The 14,572-nt window shown below is 72.9% G+C and carries 14 protein-coding genes; 5 read left to right on the top strand and 9 right to left on the bottom strand.

Going from position 1 to position 14,572, the window contains the following annotated elements; translation table 11 throughout:
- Positions 1-2: 2 nt before the first annotated feature.
- A complete protein-coding gene (locus SSNG_RS11095; protein WP_128636927.1) occupies positions 3-1,190 on the bottom strand; it encodes a low temperature requirement protein A in 1,188 nt (395 codons plus the stop codon).
- 54 nt (positions 1,191-1,244) lie between these two features.
- Positions 1,245-1,820, bottom strand: coding sequence for a TetR/AcrR family transcriptional regulator (locus SSNG_RS11090; RefSeq protein ID WP_042800860.1), 576 nt, complete (start codon positions 1,818-1,820; stop codon positions 1,245-1,247).
- 274 nt (positions 1,821-2,094) lie between these two features.
- Between SSNG_RS11090 and SSNG_RS11085 the strand changes: the two genes are divergently transcribed.
- Complete coding sequence (locus SSNG_RS11085) at positions 2,095-4,500, top strand: glycoside hydrolase family 3 C-terminal domain-containing protein (protein WP_050779854.1); 2,406 nt, start codon at positions 2,095-2,097, stop codon at positions 4,498-4,500.
- Between the two features lie 100 nt (positions 4,501-4,600).
- Here the strand turns inward: SSNG_RS11085 and SSNG_RS11080 are convergent, their stop codons facing one another.
- On the bottom strand, positions 4,601-5,491 hold the full coding sequence (locus SSNG_RS11080; protein WP_007263913.1) for an SGNH/GDSL hydrolase family protein: 891 nt from the start codon (positions 5,489-5,491) through the stop codon (positions 4,601-4,603).
- Positions 5,492-5,738: 247 nt separating this feature from the next.
- Between SSNG_RS11080 and SSNG_RS11075 the strand changes: the two genes are divergently transcribed.
- The gene (locus SSNG_RS11075) at positions 5,739-6,233 is read left to right on the top strand and encodes a DUF3145 domain-containing protein (protein WP_007263912.1); all 495 of its coding nucleotides are present in this window, start codon (positions 5,739-5,741) and stop codon (positions 6,231-6,233) included.
- Positions 6,234-6,385: 152 nt separating this feature from the next.
- On the opposite strand, the gene fabF is transcribed toward SSNG_RS11075, so the two are convergent.
- From fabF to SSNG_RS11050, 5 genes are all read right to left on the bottom strand, one after another.
- On the bottom strand, positions 6,386-7,651 hold the full coding sequence (gene fabF, locus SSNG_RS11070) for a beta-ketoacyl-ACP synthase II (RefSeq protein WP_007263911.1): 1,266 nt from the start codon (positions 7,649-7,651) through the stop codon (positions 6,386-6,388).
- Positions 7,652-7,730: 79 nt separating this feature from the next.
- Entirely contained in the window at positions 7,731-7,979 is a 249-nt protein-coding gene (locus tag SSNG_RS11065) for an acyl carrier protein (RefSeq protein ID WP_007263910.1), read from the bottom strand.
- Positions 7,980-8,033: 54 nt separating this feature from the next.
- Complete coding sequence (locus SSNG_RS11060; RefSeq protein WP_007263909.1) at positions 8,034-9,038, bottom strand: ketoacyl-ACP synthase III; 1,005 nt, start codon at positions 9,036-9,038, stop codon at positions 8,034-8,036.
- Between the two features lie 19 nt (positions 9,039-9,057).
- A complete protein-coding gene (locus SSNG_RS11055; RefSeq protein WP_007263908.1) occupies positions 9,058-9,975 on the bottom strand; it encodes an ACP S-malonyltransferase in 918 nt (305 codons plus the stop codon).
- Positions 9,976-10,064: 89 nt separating this feature from the next.
- Positions 10,065-11,276, bottom strand: coding sequence for a helix-turn-helix domain-containing protein (locus SSNG_RS11050; protein ID WP_007263907.1), 1,212 nt, complete (start codon positions 11,274-11,276; stop codon positions 10,065-10,067).
- Positions 11,277-11,357: 81 nt separating this feature from the next.
- Between SSNG_RS11050 and SSNG_RS11045 the strand changes: the two genes are divergently transcribed.
- Complete coding sequence (locus SSNG_RS11045) at positions 11,358-12,017, top strand: pirin family protein (protein ID WP_007263906.1); 660 nt, start codon at positions 11,358-11,360, stop codon at positions 12,015-12,017.
- Here SSNG_RS11045 and SSNG_RS11040 read toward each other — a convergent pair.
- On the bottom strand, positions 12,014-12,835 hold the full coding sequence (locus SSNG_RS11040) for a serine hydrolase domain-containing protein (RefSeq protein ID WP_007263905.1): 822 nt from the start codon (positions 12,833-12,835) through the stop codon (positions 12,014-12,016). The two genes, SSNG_RS11045 and SSNG_RS11040, sit on opposite strands and share 4 nt — an antisense overlap.
- Before the next feature lie 54 nt (positions 12,836-12,889).
- On the opposite strand from SSNG_RS11040, the gene SSNG_RS11035 reads away from it, so the two are divergent.
- Both SSNG_RS11035 and SSNG_RS11030 read left to right on the top strand, forming a co-directional pair.
- Positions 12,890-13,357 (top strand): MerR family transcriptional regulator, encoded by a 468-nt coding sequence (locus SSNG_RS11035; RefSeq protein WP_007263904.1) that lies wholly within the window; start codon positions 12,890-12,892, stop codon positions 13,355-13,357.
- Complete coding sequence (locus SSNG_RS11030) at positions 13,354-14,379, top strand: aldo/keto reductase (protein ID WP_007263903.1); 1,026 nt, start codon at positions 13,354-13,356, stop codon at positions 14,377-14,379. Before SSNG_RS11035 ends, SSNG_RS11030 begins: the two co-directional genes overlap by 4 nt.
- Positions 14,380-14,572 lie beyond the last annotated feature (193 nt).

Raw genomic sequence — 14,572 nt, 5'->3', positions numbered from 1 at the left:
TCTCAGGATGCCAAAGCCTGCGGGGCCTCCTCGTCCCGGCCTCCGGGGAGCCGGCCCCGCCGGCGCACCAGGGCCAGCTCCACCAGGTTCAGGGCGGTGACGAGGAGGGTCAGCAGCGCGAGCGCCCCGAGGGAGGGAAGCAGCGCGGCCACCGGCAGCAGGGCCAGGACGGCCGCCGCGGCCGCCAGCCGGGTCACCGACCAGGAGCGGAACAGGTGCCAGCGGGTGTAGCCGAAGGTGGCGAGGAAGAGGGCGCAGCCGCCGTACAGCAGGGCGGCGACGCCGAGCGGGAGCCTGGCCCCGGGGTGGGCGACGGCCTCGGCCATGCCGACGGCCACCGCGATGATCGAGGCGATCAGGGAGAGGTGCCCGTACGACAGGACCTGCCGGGCCACGTCGGCCCGTACGGCGGCGGTCTCCAGCCCGTGCCGGACGGCTCCGGCGGCCAGGTGGAAGTACACCCACCACAGGCTGCAGACGAGGACGAAGGCCACGGCGACGGCCGTCAGGGTGCCCGCGCGGAGATCGGGGGCGGTGGCGACCGGGGCGCCGACGGCGACGATGGATTCGCCGAGCGCGATCATCACGAACAGGCCGAACCGCTCGGCGAGGTGGCCCGAGTCGAGGTTCAGCCGGACCATGCTGGAGCGGGTCAGCCGGGGCGCGGCCAGGTCCACGGCGGCGGCCAGGGCCCACAGCCCGACGCGGAGCCCGCCGTCGAGGAAGGCCCCGGTCAGCATGAGCGGCCCGCTGATCAGCACGGACAGGGTCACCGGCGTGGGCCGCAGGCGGCGGCTGCGGCCGTGGGCGAGCACGGCGAGCACCAGGCGGGCGCAGAAGTAGGCGCCGGCGAGGAGGATTCCGCGGTCCCCGAAGGCCTCGGGCAGGGCGAGGGCCATCAGCAGGCCGCACAGCCCGGCCGCGAAGAGGGCGATCCGGTTCAGCGGCCGGTCCGCGTCGTGGGTGTTGGCGTGGACGGTGTTGCCGACCCACACCCAGTAGACGGGCACGAAGACGACCAGGGCGCGGCCGGTGCCGGCCCAGCCGTGGTCGTGGTGCAGCAGGGCGGAGACCTGGGTGACGGCGAAGACGAGCACCAGGTCGAAGAACAGCTCCGACCAGGCGACCTTCTTCTCAGGCTGTTCGTGCGCCTCGGCCGTCGCGTGTCCGGTCGGCTCGCGTGACTCCATCTCGTGTCCCCCCACTAGAAGTTCGGGGAAAGGATGCCCGGTCGGGCGGCGTCGCTATGCGCCGGGGCCCCTCAGCAGGGTGATGAACGAGCGGAACGCGGCGGGCATGTCCACCGATTCCGGGGCGAGCAGCCACTGGTACTGGAGGCCGTCCATCACCGCTGTCAGCAGCGGAGCGGCCTGCTCCGGGGTGAGGCCGGAGGGGAGCCGGTCGCCGAACTCGGCGCGCAGCAGCGCGGCCATCTCCGCGCGCACCTGCGCGTACCGGTCGGTGAAGAAGTCGCGGGCCGGGTGGCCGTCGGTGACGCTCTCGCCGAGCAGGGCCGAGAAGGTCTGCACGATGCCGGGGCGCATGGCGTTGTACTCGACCAGCGACTCCAGCAGGTCCAGGCGCCAGGTCCCGGCGGCGGCGCGCGAGCCGCCCCCGGTGTCCCAGCGGTCGCGTTCCTCCAGGACGGCGACGAGCAGGGCCTCCTTGGTGGGGAAGTAGTGCAGCAGCCCCTGCTGGGTGAGGCCCACGCGTTCGGCGACGGAGCCCAGGGAGGCGCCCCGGTAGCCGCGCTCGGCGATCACCTCGACGGCCGCGCGGACGATCTCGCCGCGCCGCTCCTCGCTCTTCGCTCTCGCCATCGCCCGGCACCCCTTCCGTCCACACCTGCCAGCAGGACCGTACGGCATCATGACATCACGAAAAGATTACAAGACCTACCGCTCTACAGGTACCGGGTCCACGATGGGGGCCATCCGCACCGCACCCGCACGCAATCGACGAGGAGGCACGGCCGTGACCGATGCCGATCAGGTACGCGACGACAGCGACGACAGCGACGACAGCGAAGGCAGCGAAGGCAGCGCAGGCGGCGCAGGCGGCGAGGCCCGCGCGGAGCAGGCACGCGAGGACGCCGTGGAAGCCGCGCTGGGCAAGCTGGACCTCGACACCAAGACCCGCCTGCTGTCCGGCCAGGACATGTGGACCCTCCCCGCCCTCCCCGGCATCGGGCTCGGCTCCCTGGTGATGTCCGACGGGCCCGTCGGGGTCCGCGGCGTGCGCTGGACCGCCGACGACCCCTCGATCGCCCTGCCCTCCCCGACCGCCCTCGCCGCCTCCTGGGACCCCGACCTCGCCCGCCGCACCGGCCGGCTGCTCGCCCAGGAGGCCCGCCGCAAGGGCGTCCACGTCCTCCTCGCGCCCACCGTCAACCTGCACCGCTCCCCGCTCGGCGGCCGCCACTTCGAGTGCTACTCCGAGGACCCGTACCTCACCGGCGCCATCGGCAGCGGCTACGTCAACGGCGTCCAGGACGGCGGCGTCGGCACCACCGTCAAGCACTTCGTCGGCAACGACGCCGAGACCGAGCGCTTCACCGTCGACAGCGTCATCGCCCCCCGCCCGCTGCGCGAGGTCTACCTCGCCCCCTTCGAGGCCATCGTCAGGAACGCCCGCCCGTGGGGCGTCATGACCGCCTACAACCGGGTCAACGGCACGACCATGACCGAGCACCACCACCTGGTGAACGAGGTCCTGCGCGCCGAGTGGGGCTTCGACGGCTGCAACGTCTCCGACTGGATGGCCGCCCGCTCCACCACCGGGGACGCCCTCGGCGGCCTCGACGTGGCCATGCCCGGCCCGCAGACCGTCTACGGGCCCGCCCTCGCCGCCGCCGTCCGCGCCGGGGAGGTCCCCGAGTCCGTCGTCGACACGGCCGTGCGCAACGTCCTGCGGCTCGCCGCCCGCGTGGGCCTCCTGGAGGGCGCCCCCGCCGCCGTCCCCCGGCCGCCGGCCCCGGTCGACGGGCAGGCGCTGGCCCGCGAGCTGGCCGCCCGCGGGTCCGTCCTCGTACGCAACGAAGCCGGCGCCCTCCCGCTGGACGCCGGCCCCGGCCGCACCGTCGCCCTGATCGGCGCCGCCGCCCGCGACGCCCGCGTCCTCGGGGGCGGTTCCGCGACCGTCTTCCCCGAGCGGGTGCTGTCCCCGCTCGACGGGCTCACCGCCGCGCTGCCCGAGGGCGCGCTCACCTTCGCCGTCGGCGCCGACCCGAGCGACGAACTCGTCCCCGCCGGGCAGGGCTTCGAGCTGCGCGCCGTCTGCCGCGACGCCTCCGGGGCCGTCGTCGGCGAGGGCGGCCTGCCCGGCGGGCAGGTGCAGTGGATCGGGGACGACCTGCCCGAGGGGGCCTCGTACGAGACGATGGCCTCCATCGAGGTCACCGGTACGTACGTGCCGCGGGAGAGCGGCGAGCACGCCTTCGGCACCCGCGGCCTCGGCGCCTTCACCCTCGCCGTCGGCGGCCGCGTCCTGTGGGAGGGCGTCCAGGAGATGGGCGACGAGGCAGACCCCTTCGAGGCCTTCTTCGGGGCGCCGAGCGAGCGCGCCAGGGCCGTCCTCACCGCGGGCGAGCCGGTCGGGGTGTCGCTGACCTACCAGGTTCCCGACATGAGCGCGCTGCCGCTGCGGGCGGTCATGTTCTCCCTGCTCCACCTCGGTCCGCGGCGCGACGCCGACGAGCTGATCGCCGAGGCGGTGGAGGCCGCGCGCGCCGCCGACACGGCCGTCGTGGTCGTCGCCACCACCGAGCGGGTGGAGTCCGAGGGCTTCGACCGCAAGGACCTGGCCCTGCCCGGCCGCCAGGACGACCTGGTGCGGGCCGTCGCCGCCGCCAACCCGAACACCGTGGTCGTCGTCAACGCCGGCTCCCCGGTGGAACTGCCCTGGCGCGGGGACGTCGCCGCCGTGCTGCTGACCTGGTTCCCCGGGCAGGAGGGCGGGGCCGCGCTGGCCGACGTACTCCTGGGCCGGGCGGAGCCGGGCGGGCGGCTGCCCACCACCTGGCCGGCCGCGCTCGCCGACGCGCCCGTCACCGAGGTCGTCCCCGACGGGGGGCGGCTGGAGTACCGCGAGGGGCTGTTCATCGGCTACCGGGCGTACGAGGCGCGGGGGGTGGAGCCCGCCTACCCCTTCGGGCACGGCCTCGGCTACACGGACTGGGCGTACGAGTCCCTGGAGGCGGGCCCCGACCGGGTGCGGGTCCGGCTCGCCAACACCGGGACCCGGCCGGGCCGCGAGGTGGTCCAGGTCTACCTGGCGCCCGCCGACGACCGCGACGGCCGCCCGGCGAGCTGGCTGGCCGGCTTCGCGAGCGTGGAGGCCGGCCCCGGCGAGAGCGTCGGGGCGGAGATCGAGCTGCCCGCCCGGGCCTTCGAGATCTGGGACGAGGAGGCGCACGGCTGGCGGCGGATCGGCGGCACCTACGAGGTCCGCGCGGGCCGATCGCACGCCGACGCGCGGCTGACCGCCACCCTCGACCTGTGAGGGCCGGCCGCCGCGACACGCCGTAGCGCCGAATTGGCCGGAAACAACCCGTGAACCGGGCCGGAGGCGGACCCTGACACCGCCTCCGGCCCTCCGCGCGTCAACGAGGCGGCGCCGCCGCCGTCACCTGTCGGTGCGCGAGTTCCGCGAGCCGCGCCTGTCCGTCCCGGCCCGGGTGGAACCAGTCCCAGTGGCTCAGCTGGTCCGCCCCGAACGGGTACTGGAAGACGGCCCCGCCGTCGTAGCGGCACAGCGCGTCGGCCGCGCACACCTCCCGCAGCACCTCGTTGTACTCGACCACCCGCGCCCGCACCTTCTCCCGCCGGGCGGTGGCCCCCGGATCGGCCGACAGCGGTTCGGCCAGCATGGACTGACAGATACCCAGCTTCCAGATCTGCCGGACGAGCGGGTCGTCCTTGCCCTGCTGCCACAGCCGCTGGAGGTCCGGCACGGAGGACACGTACACCTGGGACTCGGGCGACGCGCTCCGCAGGTCCTTCAGGGCGCGCTCGAAATCGGCGCGGAACTCCGCCACCGGGGTCATCGACGAAGGCGTGGGCCGACAGGCGTCGTTCGAGCCCACCATGACCGTGACCAGGCCGGGCTTGTGCTGCGCGGCCGTGGCCACCTGCCCCGGGAGGTCCGCCATGCGCGAGCCGGTGACCGCGTAGTTCCAGCTGCGCGCGGGCACCTCGGCGTCGCCCAGCAGCCGGGCGGCCAGCGAGCGGACGGCGGGATCGCTGCCGGTGGCCCAGGAGACCTCCGGGCAGTCGGCCAGCACGGAACAGGCGTCGAAACCACGGGTGATGGAGTCGCCGACGGCGGCGACCGAGGCGGGTGCGGTGTTCCAGCGGGGCGCGGCCTGCGCCCCCCGGTCACCTCCGGACGGCGGGGTGGGGGAGTCACAGCCCGTGACCGTCGCGGCCAGGAGGGCCACCGCCAGGCCCGCGGACGTCCGGCGTGCGCGACGGCGGACGGCGGTGGTGCGCATCGGGTGGTCCTCCCTCGTCGCCCCCGTGCTTCCGGGGCGTCCTGCTGAGTGAATGCTCTGTGTTTACGGGCCTCGGAGCGACCGTACGTCACACCATGACCCCTGGCGCACGGTAGCTTTTTCCCGTGGCGTTTCGGCCGCAGGTGCCGTAGCGCAATGTCAAATAATTTCCGTTACATTACATCACGTCACATACTGTCCGTTTTCTGGAGTTTATTCCCGACCTCGTCCCACACTGGAGGTCCCGGTGACGACACGTGGAGTTCTGTACGTGCATTCCGCACCGCGTGCGCTCTGCCCGCACGTGGAATGGGCTGTTGCGGGCGTGCTCGGGGTGCGGGTGAACCTCGACTGGATCAGGCAGCCCGCCTCCCCCGGTACCTGGAGAGCCGAGTTCTCCTGGCAGGCCGAGGCGGGCACCGCCTCGAAACTCGCCTCCGCCCTGCGCGGCTGGCACCTGCTCCGCTTCGAGGTGACCGCCGAACCCTGCCCCACCGCCGAGGGCGAGCGCTACAGCTCCACGCCGGAGCTGGGCATCTACCACGCCGTCACCGGCATGCACGGGGACATCCTGATCCCCGAGGACCGGCTGCGCGCGGCGCTGGCCCGGTCCGCGCGCGGGGAGACCGACCTGGAGGCGGAGATCGCCAAACTGCTCGGAAAGCCCTGGGACGACGAACTGGAGCCCTTCCGCTACGCCGGCGAGGGCGCCCCGGTCCGCTGGCTCCACCAGGTCGTCTAACCGCCCCGCGCACGACGAAGGCCCACCCGGTGTTCGGGTGGGCCTTCGTCGTACCGGTTGCGGTGTTCGAGACGACGAACACCGCAACCATCAATTGAGCAGCCAGAACGGCGAGCAACCACGTCCGCGAGAGCGGCGCCGGTTTAGGCGCACTAGACGGTGCGGAACGCCAGGGAGACGTTGTGGCCGCCGAAGCCGAAGGAGTTGTTGATCGCGGAGATCGGGCCGTCGACCGGCAGCTTGCGGGGCTCGCCGACCACGATGTCCGCGTCGATGTCGTCGTCCAGCTCGTCGACGTTGATCGTCGGCGGGGCGATGCGGTGGTACAGCGCCAGCACGGTCGCGACGGTCTCGATGCCGCCCGCGCCGCCCAGCAGGTGGCCGGTCATCGACTTGGTCGCGGAGATCGCGATGTGGTCGAGGTCGTCGCCCAGGACCTTGCGCAGGGCCTTCACCTCCGCCGTGTCACCCTGCGGGGTGGACGTGGCGTGCGCGTTGACGTGGACCAGCTCGGACGGGTCCAGCTGCGTGTTGTCGAGCAGGTTCTGCAGCGCGGCGGCGACACCGCGGCCCGTCGGCTCCGGCTGCGCGATGTGGTGGCTGTCCGCGGACAGGCCCTGGCCCAGCACCTCGCAGTAGACGCGGGCGCCGCGCTTGGCCGCGTGCTCGGCGGACTCCAGCACCACGACGCCGGCGCCCTCGCCGAGGACGAAGCCGTCGCGGGCCTTGTCGTACGGGCGGGAGGCCGTGGTCGGGTTCTCGTTGTTCTTGGACATCGCCATCATGTTGGCGAACGCCGCGATCGGCAGCGGGTGGATCGCCGCCTCGGTACCGCCGGCGACGACCACGTCGGCACGGCCGGTACGGATCATCTCGACGGCGTAGCCGATGGCCTCGGCGCCCGAAGCGCACGCGCTGACCGGGGTGTGCACACCGGCGCGGGCGTTGACCTCCAGGCCGACGTTGGCCGAGGGGCCGTTCGGCATGAGCATCGGGACGGTGTGCGGGGAGACCCGGCGCACACCCTTCTCCTTCAGTACGTCGTACTGGTCGAGCAGGGTGGTGACGCCGCCGATGCCGGAGGCGATCACGGTGCCCAGACGCTCGGGGACGATGGCCTCGTCCTCGCCGGCCGGAGCGGTGTAACCCGCGTCGGCCCAGGCCTCACGGGCCGCGATGAGGGCGAACTGCGCCGAGCGGTCGAGCTTGCGGGCCAGCGGACGAGGGAGTACCTCGTTCGGGTCCACAGCGGCCTGGGCGGCGATGCGGACCGGCAGTTCGGCGAAGCGCTCGCCCTCCAGGGGCGAGACGCCGGACCGGCCGGCGAGCAGACCTTCCCAGGTCGAAGCGCTGTCGCCACCCAGCGGAGTGGTTGCGCCGATACCGGTGACGACCACGGTGCGATTGGTCGGGCTCACAGGAATTCTTTCTCCACGTCTAAGGGGGTGCTGAATTGTCACGGCGCCACCGCCGGGTGGCGACAAACGCTCGTCAGGCTCAGGCCTGGTGCTTCAGGATGTAAGACGCGGCGTCGCCGACCGTCTTGAGGTTCTTGACGTCCTCGTCGGGGATCTTGACGTCGAAGCGCTCTTCGGCGGCGACGACGACCTCGACCATGGACAGCGAGTCGACGTCCAGGTCGTCGGTGAAGGACTTGTCGATCTCGACGTCCTCGACCGGGATGCCCGCGATCTCGTTGACGATCTCCGCGAGACCCTCGACGATTTCGTCCTGCGTGGCGGCCATGTGGCGCTCCTTCTGTAGCTAACTGGTGGATCAGGGCGGGAAGTGATCCCGGCCCTAGGGGAGGGTAACGACCGTGGCGGCGTAGACGAGCCCCGCCCCGAAGCCGATGACGAGCGCGGTGTCGCCGCTCTTCGCCGCTCCGGTCGCCAGGAGCCGCTCCATGGCGAGCGGAATCGAGGCGGCCGACGTGTTGCCGGTGGTTTCCACGTCACGGGCGACCGTGACGTGCTCCGGCAGCTTGAGAGTCTTCACCATCGAGTCGATGATCCGCATGTTGGCCTGGTGCGGGATGAAGACGTCCAGGTCGTCCGGGGTGATCCCGGCGGCGTCGAGCGCCTGCTGGGCCACCTTGGCCATCTCGAAGACGGCCCAGCGGAAGACCGCCTGACCCTCCTGCGTGATGGCCGGGAACTTCTCGGCGGTGTCCGTGCTGCGGAACTCGTCCCACGGCACGGTCTGCTTGATGGTCTCGGACTTGTCGCCCTCCGAACCCCACACCGTGGGGCCGATGGCCGGCTCGTCCGAAGGGCCGACGACCACGGCGCCGGCGCCGTCGCCGAACAGGAAGGCCGTCGCGCGGTCCTCCAGGTCGGTCAGGTCCGAGAGCCGCTCCACACCGATGACGAGCACGTACGCGGCGGAACCTTCCACCACCATGCCCTTGGCGAGCGTCAGGCCGTAGCCGAAGCCGGCACAGCCCGCCGAGATGTCGAACGCGGCGGGCTTGCCCGCGCCGATCCGGTGCGCGATCTCCGTCGCGACCGCCGGGGTCTGCTTGAAGTGCGAGACCGTCGAGACGATCACCGCACCGATCTGCTCGGGGGACACGCCGGCGTCGGCGAGCGCCTTGCCGGAGGCCTCCACCGACATCGCGGCGACCGTCTCCTGGGGCGAGGCCCAGTGCCGGGACGCGATGCCCGAGCGGGAGCGGATCCACTCGTCGGAGGAGTCGATCGTCTCGAGGATGACCTCGTTGGGCACCACCCGGGTCGGGCGGTAGCCGCCGACACCGAGGATGCGGGCGTACGGGGAGCCCTTGGCCGGCTTGATCTTGGACATGCTGTGTGGGCTCCTTCTCTCAGGCCGTCTGCTCGGCGATGAGCGCCTTGGCCTTGTCGAGATCGTCCGGCGTCTTCAGGGCCACGCTGGGCACGCCCTTCAGCGCGCGCTTCGCCAGCCCCGTCAGGGTGCCGCCCGGGGACAGCTCGATGATCCCGGTGACGCCCAGCTCGGCGAACTTCTCCATGCACAGGTCCCAGCGGACCGGGTTCGCGACCTGGCCGACCAGGCGGGCGACGACGTCGGCACCCGAGGCGACGACGAGGCCGTCCTTGTTCGAAACGTACTTCAGCGCCGGGTCCGCCGGAGCGAGGGCCTCGGCGGCCTTCTCCAGCGTGGCGACCGCCGGGGCCATGTGGTGCGTGTGGAACGCGCCCGCGACCTTCAGGGCCACGACCTTCATCGAGCCCTCGGGCTTCTCGGCGACCAGCGCCTCGATCTGCTCCGCGGTGCCGGCGGCGACGATCTGGCCCGCACCGTTGATGTTGGCCGGGGTCAGGCCGAGCTTCTCCAGGTGCGCGACGACCACGTCCTGGTCACCGCCCAGCACCGCGGCCATGCCCGTCTCGGTGACGGCGGCGGCCTCGGCCATGCCCAGACCGCGGGTGCGGACGAAGGACAGCGCGTCGCCCTCGCTCAGCACACCGGCGACGGCGGCGGCGGTGATCTCACCCACGCTGTGGCCCGCGACGGCACCGAAGGCCGCCGGCGAACCGAGCGCGGAAGCGGACAGCAGGCCGGCCGCGACCAGCAGCGGCTGGGCCACCGCCGTGTCGCGGATCTCGTCCGCGTCGGCGTTCGTGCCGTAGTGGGCGAGGTCGAGCCCGATGGCGTCGGACCAGCCCGCGACGCGTTCGGCGGCGCCGGGGAGTTCGAGCCAGGGAGTCAGGAAGCCGGGCGTCTGAGCGCCTTGGCCGGGAGCGACGAGTACGAGCACCCTCACACTCTCTCTTGTTGATGGTCTCCGCCGCCCGTGGGGACAGGGACGAAGAACCGTCGGGCTAATTGTTGATGTCCGACAAAAGTCTAGGGCTGCTGATCTCCGTCGGCCAGACGCCCGAGGATCAGGGCGATCCGCAGCGTGAACGCCGAACGGACATCGGACGGCGACCAGCCGGTGACGTCGGTCACACGTCGGAGCCGGTAGCGCACCGTGTTCGGGTGCACGAACAGCATCCGGGCCGCCCCCTCCAGGCTGCTGGCCTGCTCCAGGTAGACACTCAGCGTCTCCAGCAGCGCCGAGCCCGCCTCCTCCAGAGGTCTGTAGATCTCCTCCACCAGCTGCTCCCTGGCCGAGGGATCCGAGGCGATGGCGCGCTCCGGCAGGAGATCGTCCGCCAGCACCGGGCGGGGCGCGTCCTGCCAGGCCGTGCAGGCCTTGAGCCCGGCGGCCGCCGCCTGCGCCGACTTCGTGGCGTTCAGCAGGTCGGGGACCACCGGCCCCGCCACCACCGGACCGGCGGCGAACGGCCCGATCAGGGACTTGGCCACCTGCATCGGGTTGTCGCTGCCGCCCGCGATCACCACCAGGCGGTCGCCGAGCACCCCCGTCAGCACCTGGAGCTTGTGGTGGCGGGCCGCACGGCGGATCGCCTCCACCGTCAGCTCGCTGTCCCCCTCCGGGGCGGTGCCGAGGACCACGCACACGTGCTCCGGGGAGTTCCAGCCGAGCGCCGCCGCCCGCGACAGCGCGCCCTCGTCGGCCTCGCCCGACAGCACGGCGTTCACGACCAGGGACTCCAGCCGGGCGTCCCACGCGCCGCGCGCCTCGGCGGCCTGCGCGTACACCTGGGCGGTCGCGAAGGCGATCTCCCGGGCGTACACCAGCAACGCCTCGCGCAGGATCGACTCGTCGCCGGGGGCGGCCACCTCGTCGATCGCCACCTCCATGACCTCGATCGTCGTACGCACCATCTCGACGGTCTGGCGCAGCGTGATCGCCCGGGTCAGCTCGCGCGGAGCCGTCCCGAAGACGTCGGTGGAGATGGCCTGCGGGGTCTCCGGGTGCCGGAACCACTCCGTGAAGGCCGCGATGCCGGCCTGCGCCACCAGGCCGATCCACGACCGGTTCTCCGGTGGCATCGCCCGGTACCAGGGCAGGTTCTCGTCCATCCGCGCGATGGCGTTGGCGGCGAGCCGGCCGGAGGACTTCTCCAGTCGGCGCAGCGTCGCGGCGTGCGGGTGGACCGGATGCGCGCGACGCACCTCGGGGGACTGCTCACGTTCGGGTTGGGGCACGGGACAAGACTGCCTTATCGGCGGCCCGGCTCGGACTCGGGTCCGCGCCGCGGGCTCCGGGCGGCGGCTACGGTGGCCCACATGATCGATGTACGCCGCGCCGCCGACCGGTACGCGGGCGGGGATCCGGACGCCGGGATCACCACCCGTCACGCCTTCTCCTTCGGGTCCTTCTACGACCCCGACAACATCCGGTTCGGTCCGGTGCTGGCCTGCAACGAGGAGAGCCTCGCGCCCGGCGCGGGCTTCGACGAGCACCCGCACAGCCACACCGAGATCGTCACCTGGGTGGTGGAGGGCGAGCTCACCCACGAGGACAGCACCGGCGGGCACACCGCCGCCGTCCGGCCCGGGGACGTCCAGCGGCTGGGCGCCGGATCCGGGGCGCGGCACGTCGAGCGCAACGACGGCGGGGTTCCGCTGCGGTTCGTGCAGATGTGGCTCGCGCCGCTGACGGCGGGCGGAGAGCCGTCGTACGAGGTGGTGCGGGACCTCGCGGACGGCACCCCGTACGAGGTCCCGGCGGCGGGCGCGGTGCTGCACGTCCGGCGGCCGGGCGCGGGCGAGCGGGTCCCCGTACCGGCGGCCGAGCGGGTCTACCTGCACGTGGTGCGCGGGGACCTGCGGATCGACGGGCAGGAGCTGGGCCCGGGGGACTCGGCGCGGATCACCGGCGAGAAGGGCCTGGAGATCACCGCCGGGTCCCCGGGGGAGCTGCTGATCTGGGAGCTGCCGGCCTAGGCCGTGGCGCGCAGTTCCGCGAGGACCGCGTCGGTGAAGGGGGTCCAGGCCTCGACGGCCCAGGGGCCGAAGGCGCGGTCGGTCAGCGCCACGCAGGCGGCGCGGACCTCGGGGTCCACCCACAGGAAGGTGCCGGACTGGCCGAAGTGGCCGAAGGTGCGCGGGGAGGAGGTCAGGCCCGTCCAGTGCGGGGACTTGCCGTCGCGGATCTCCAGGCCGAGGCCCCAGTCGTTGGGGGACTGGTGCCCGTAGCCCGGCAGGACGCCCTTGAGGCCGGGGTGGACCACGGAGGTGGCCTCGGCGACGGTGCGGACGTCGAGCAGCCGGGGTGCCTGGAGCTCGGCGGCGAAGCGCGCGAGGTCGGCGACGGTGGAGACGCCGTCCTTGGCGGGGGAGCCCTCCAGGCTGGAGGAGGTCATGCCCAGCGGCTCGAAGACGGCCTGGTGCAGGTACTCCGCGAAGGGGATCCCGGTGGCCTTGGCGAGGTGGTCGCCGAGCACCTCGAAACCGGCGTTGGAGTAGAGCCGACGCTGCCCGGGCGGGGCCGTGGCGCGGTGCTCGTCGAAGGCCAGGCCGCTGGTGTGGGCCAGGAGGTGACGGACCGTCGAACCCTCGGGCCCGGCCGGCTCGTCCAGTTCGAGCGCCCCCTCCTCGTACGCGACGAGGACGGCGTACGCGGCGAGCGGCTTGGTGACCGAGGCGAGCGGGAAGCGGCGGTCCGTGTCCCCGTGGGAGCCGGCGGTGCTCCCGTCGGCGCGTACGACGGCCGCCGCGGCGGCGGGTACCGGCCAGGTCTCGATGGTCCGCAGGCTGTGCATGGTCTCCATGCGGCCGAGCCTACTTGCTTGGAGTGCACTCCAGGGTTCTAGCGTATGGACATGAACCTGACGGAGACGCGGTACACGATCAGCGAGGTCGAGGCGCGGACCGGTCTGACCCAGCACACGCTGCGCTGGTACGAGCGGATCGGCCTGATGCCGCACGTGGACCGCTCCCATTCGGGGCAGCGGAGGTTCACCGACAAGGACCTCGGCTGGCTGTCCTTCGTGGGCAAGCTGCGCGCGACGGGGATGTCGGTGGCGGACATGGTCCGCTACGCCGAGCTCGTCCGCGAGGGGGACCACACCGTCGACGAGCGCCGTGAGCTGCTGGAGCGGACGCGCCGCGAGGTGCGGGCGCGGCTGGCGGAGCTGACGGACGCGCTCGGCGTCCTGGACTTCAAGATCGACATGTATGCGATGAACACGATCAGCACGACGAGCACACAGACGACTGGCACACAGACGACCGGCACACGGACGACGAGCGCCGATACGGTCGCGGGGAAGGCACGGTTATGACGGAGCACGACACCACCCCCATCGAGCGGGCCGAACTGGGCAAGGGCGGACCGGTCGTCGGCGTCCAGGGCCTCGGCTGCATGGGCATGAGCGAGTTCTACGGGGAGACCGACGAGACGGCCGCCCGCGAGACCCTGGACGCGGCGCTGGCCGCCGGGGTCACCCTCTTCGACACCGCCGACGTCTACGGTCGCGGCGCGAACGAGGAGTTCCTGGCGCCCTTCGTGGCCGCCCACCGGGACGAGATCACCCTCGCCACGAAGTTCGCCATCGAGCGCAATGACGACCCGACGTACCGGGGCGTCCGCAACGACCGGGCGTACGTCCGCCAGGCGGTCGAGGGCAGCCTGCGGCGGCTCGGCGTCGACGTGATCGACCTGTACTACATGCACCGCCGCGACCCGCAGGTGCCGTTCGCCGAGTCGGTGGGCACCATGGCCGAGCTGGTGCGCGAGGGGAAGGTGCGCCACCTGGGCCTCAGCGAGGTCACCGGGCCCGAGCTGCGCGAGGCGCACGCCGTGCACCCCATCGCGGCGATCCAGTCGGAGTGGTCGCTGTTCAGCCGGGACGTGGAGCGCAGCGCGGTCGGCGCGGCGGCGGAGCTGGGCGTGGCCTTCGTTCCGTACTCCCCGCTCGGGCGGGGCTTCCTGACGGGCGCGTTCGCGGACGCGGCGGCGGAGCTGTCGGCCGACGACTTCCGGCAGTACCAGCCCCGGTTCACGGGCGAGAACGCCAGGGCCAACGCGGCCCTGCTGGCCCCGGTCCGGGAGATCGCGGCCGCGCACGGGGCCACGGCGGCGCAGGTGGCGCTGGCCTGGGTGCAGCAGCGGGCGGCGGTGCACGGCCTGACGGTCGTCCCGATCCCCGGCACGCGGAAGCCGGGCCGGCTGCTGGAGAACACCGCCGCGACCCGGATCACGCTGACCGACGCGGAGCTGGCCCTGCTGGAGCCGCTGGCCGGGCAGGTGGCGGGCGCCCGCTACCCGGACATGACCTTCACCTCGGACTCCCGAGAGGCATAGCCCCCGCCCGAGCGCCCCGCGACGCACGCCACCCCGCCCGCCCCCGCCCCGTGCCCCGAGCGGCCCGGCCCGGTTCGGCCTGGCCCGGTTCGGCCCGCCGAGTCCGGTCGGCTAGGCTCCGGCGGCGAAGCGGGCGCGGAGGGTTGCGTACTCGGCGTCCGTCAGCAGGCCCGTGCTGTGCAGCTCGCTCAGG

It is taken from the genome of Streptomyces sp. C (assembly GCF_000158895.1).
Classification (GTDB): Bacteria; Actinomycetota; Actinomycetes; order Streptomycetales; family Streptomycetaceae; genus Streptomyces; species Streptomyces racemochromogenes.
The sequence above is the reverse complement of the archived record's forward strand: the minus strand, read 5'-3'. Positions and strand labels throughout refer to the sequence as shown.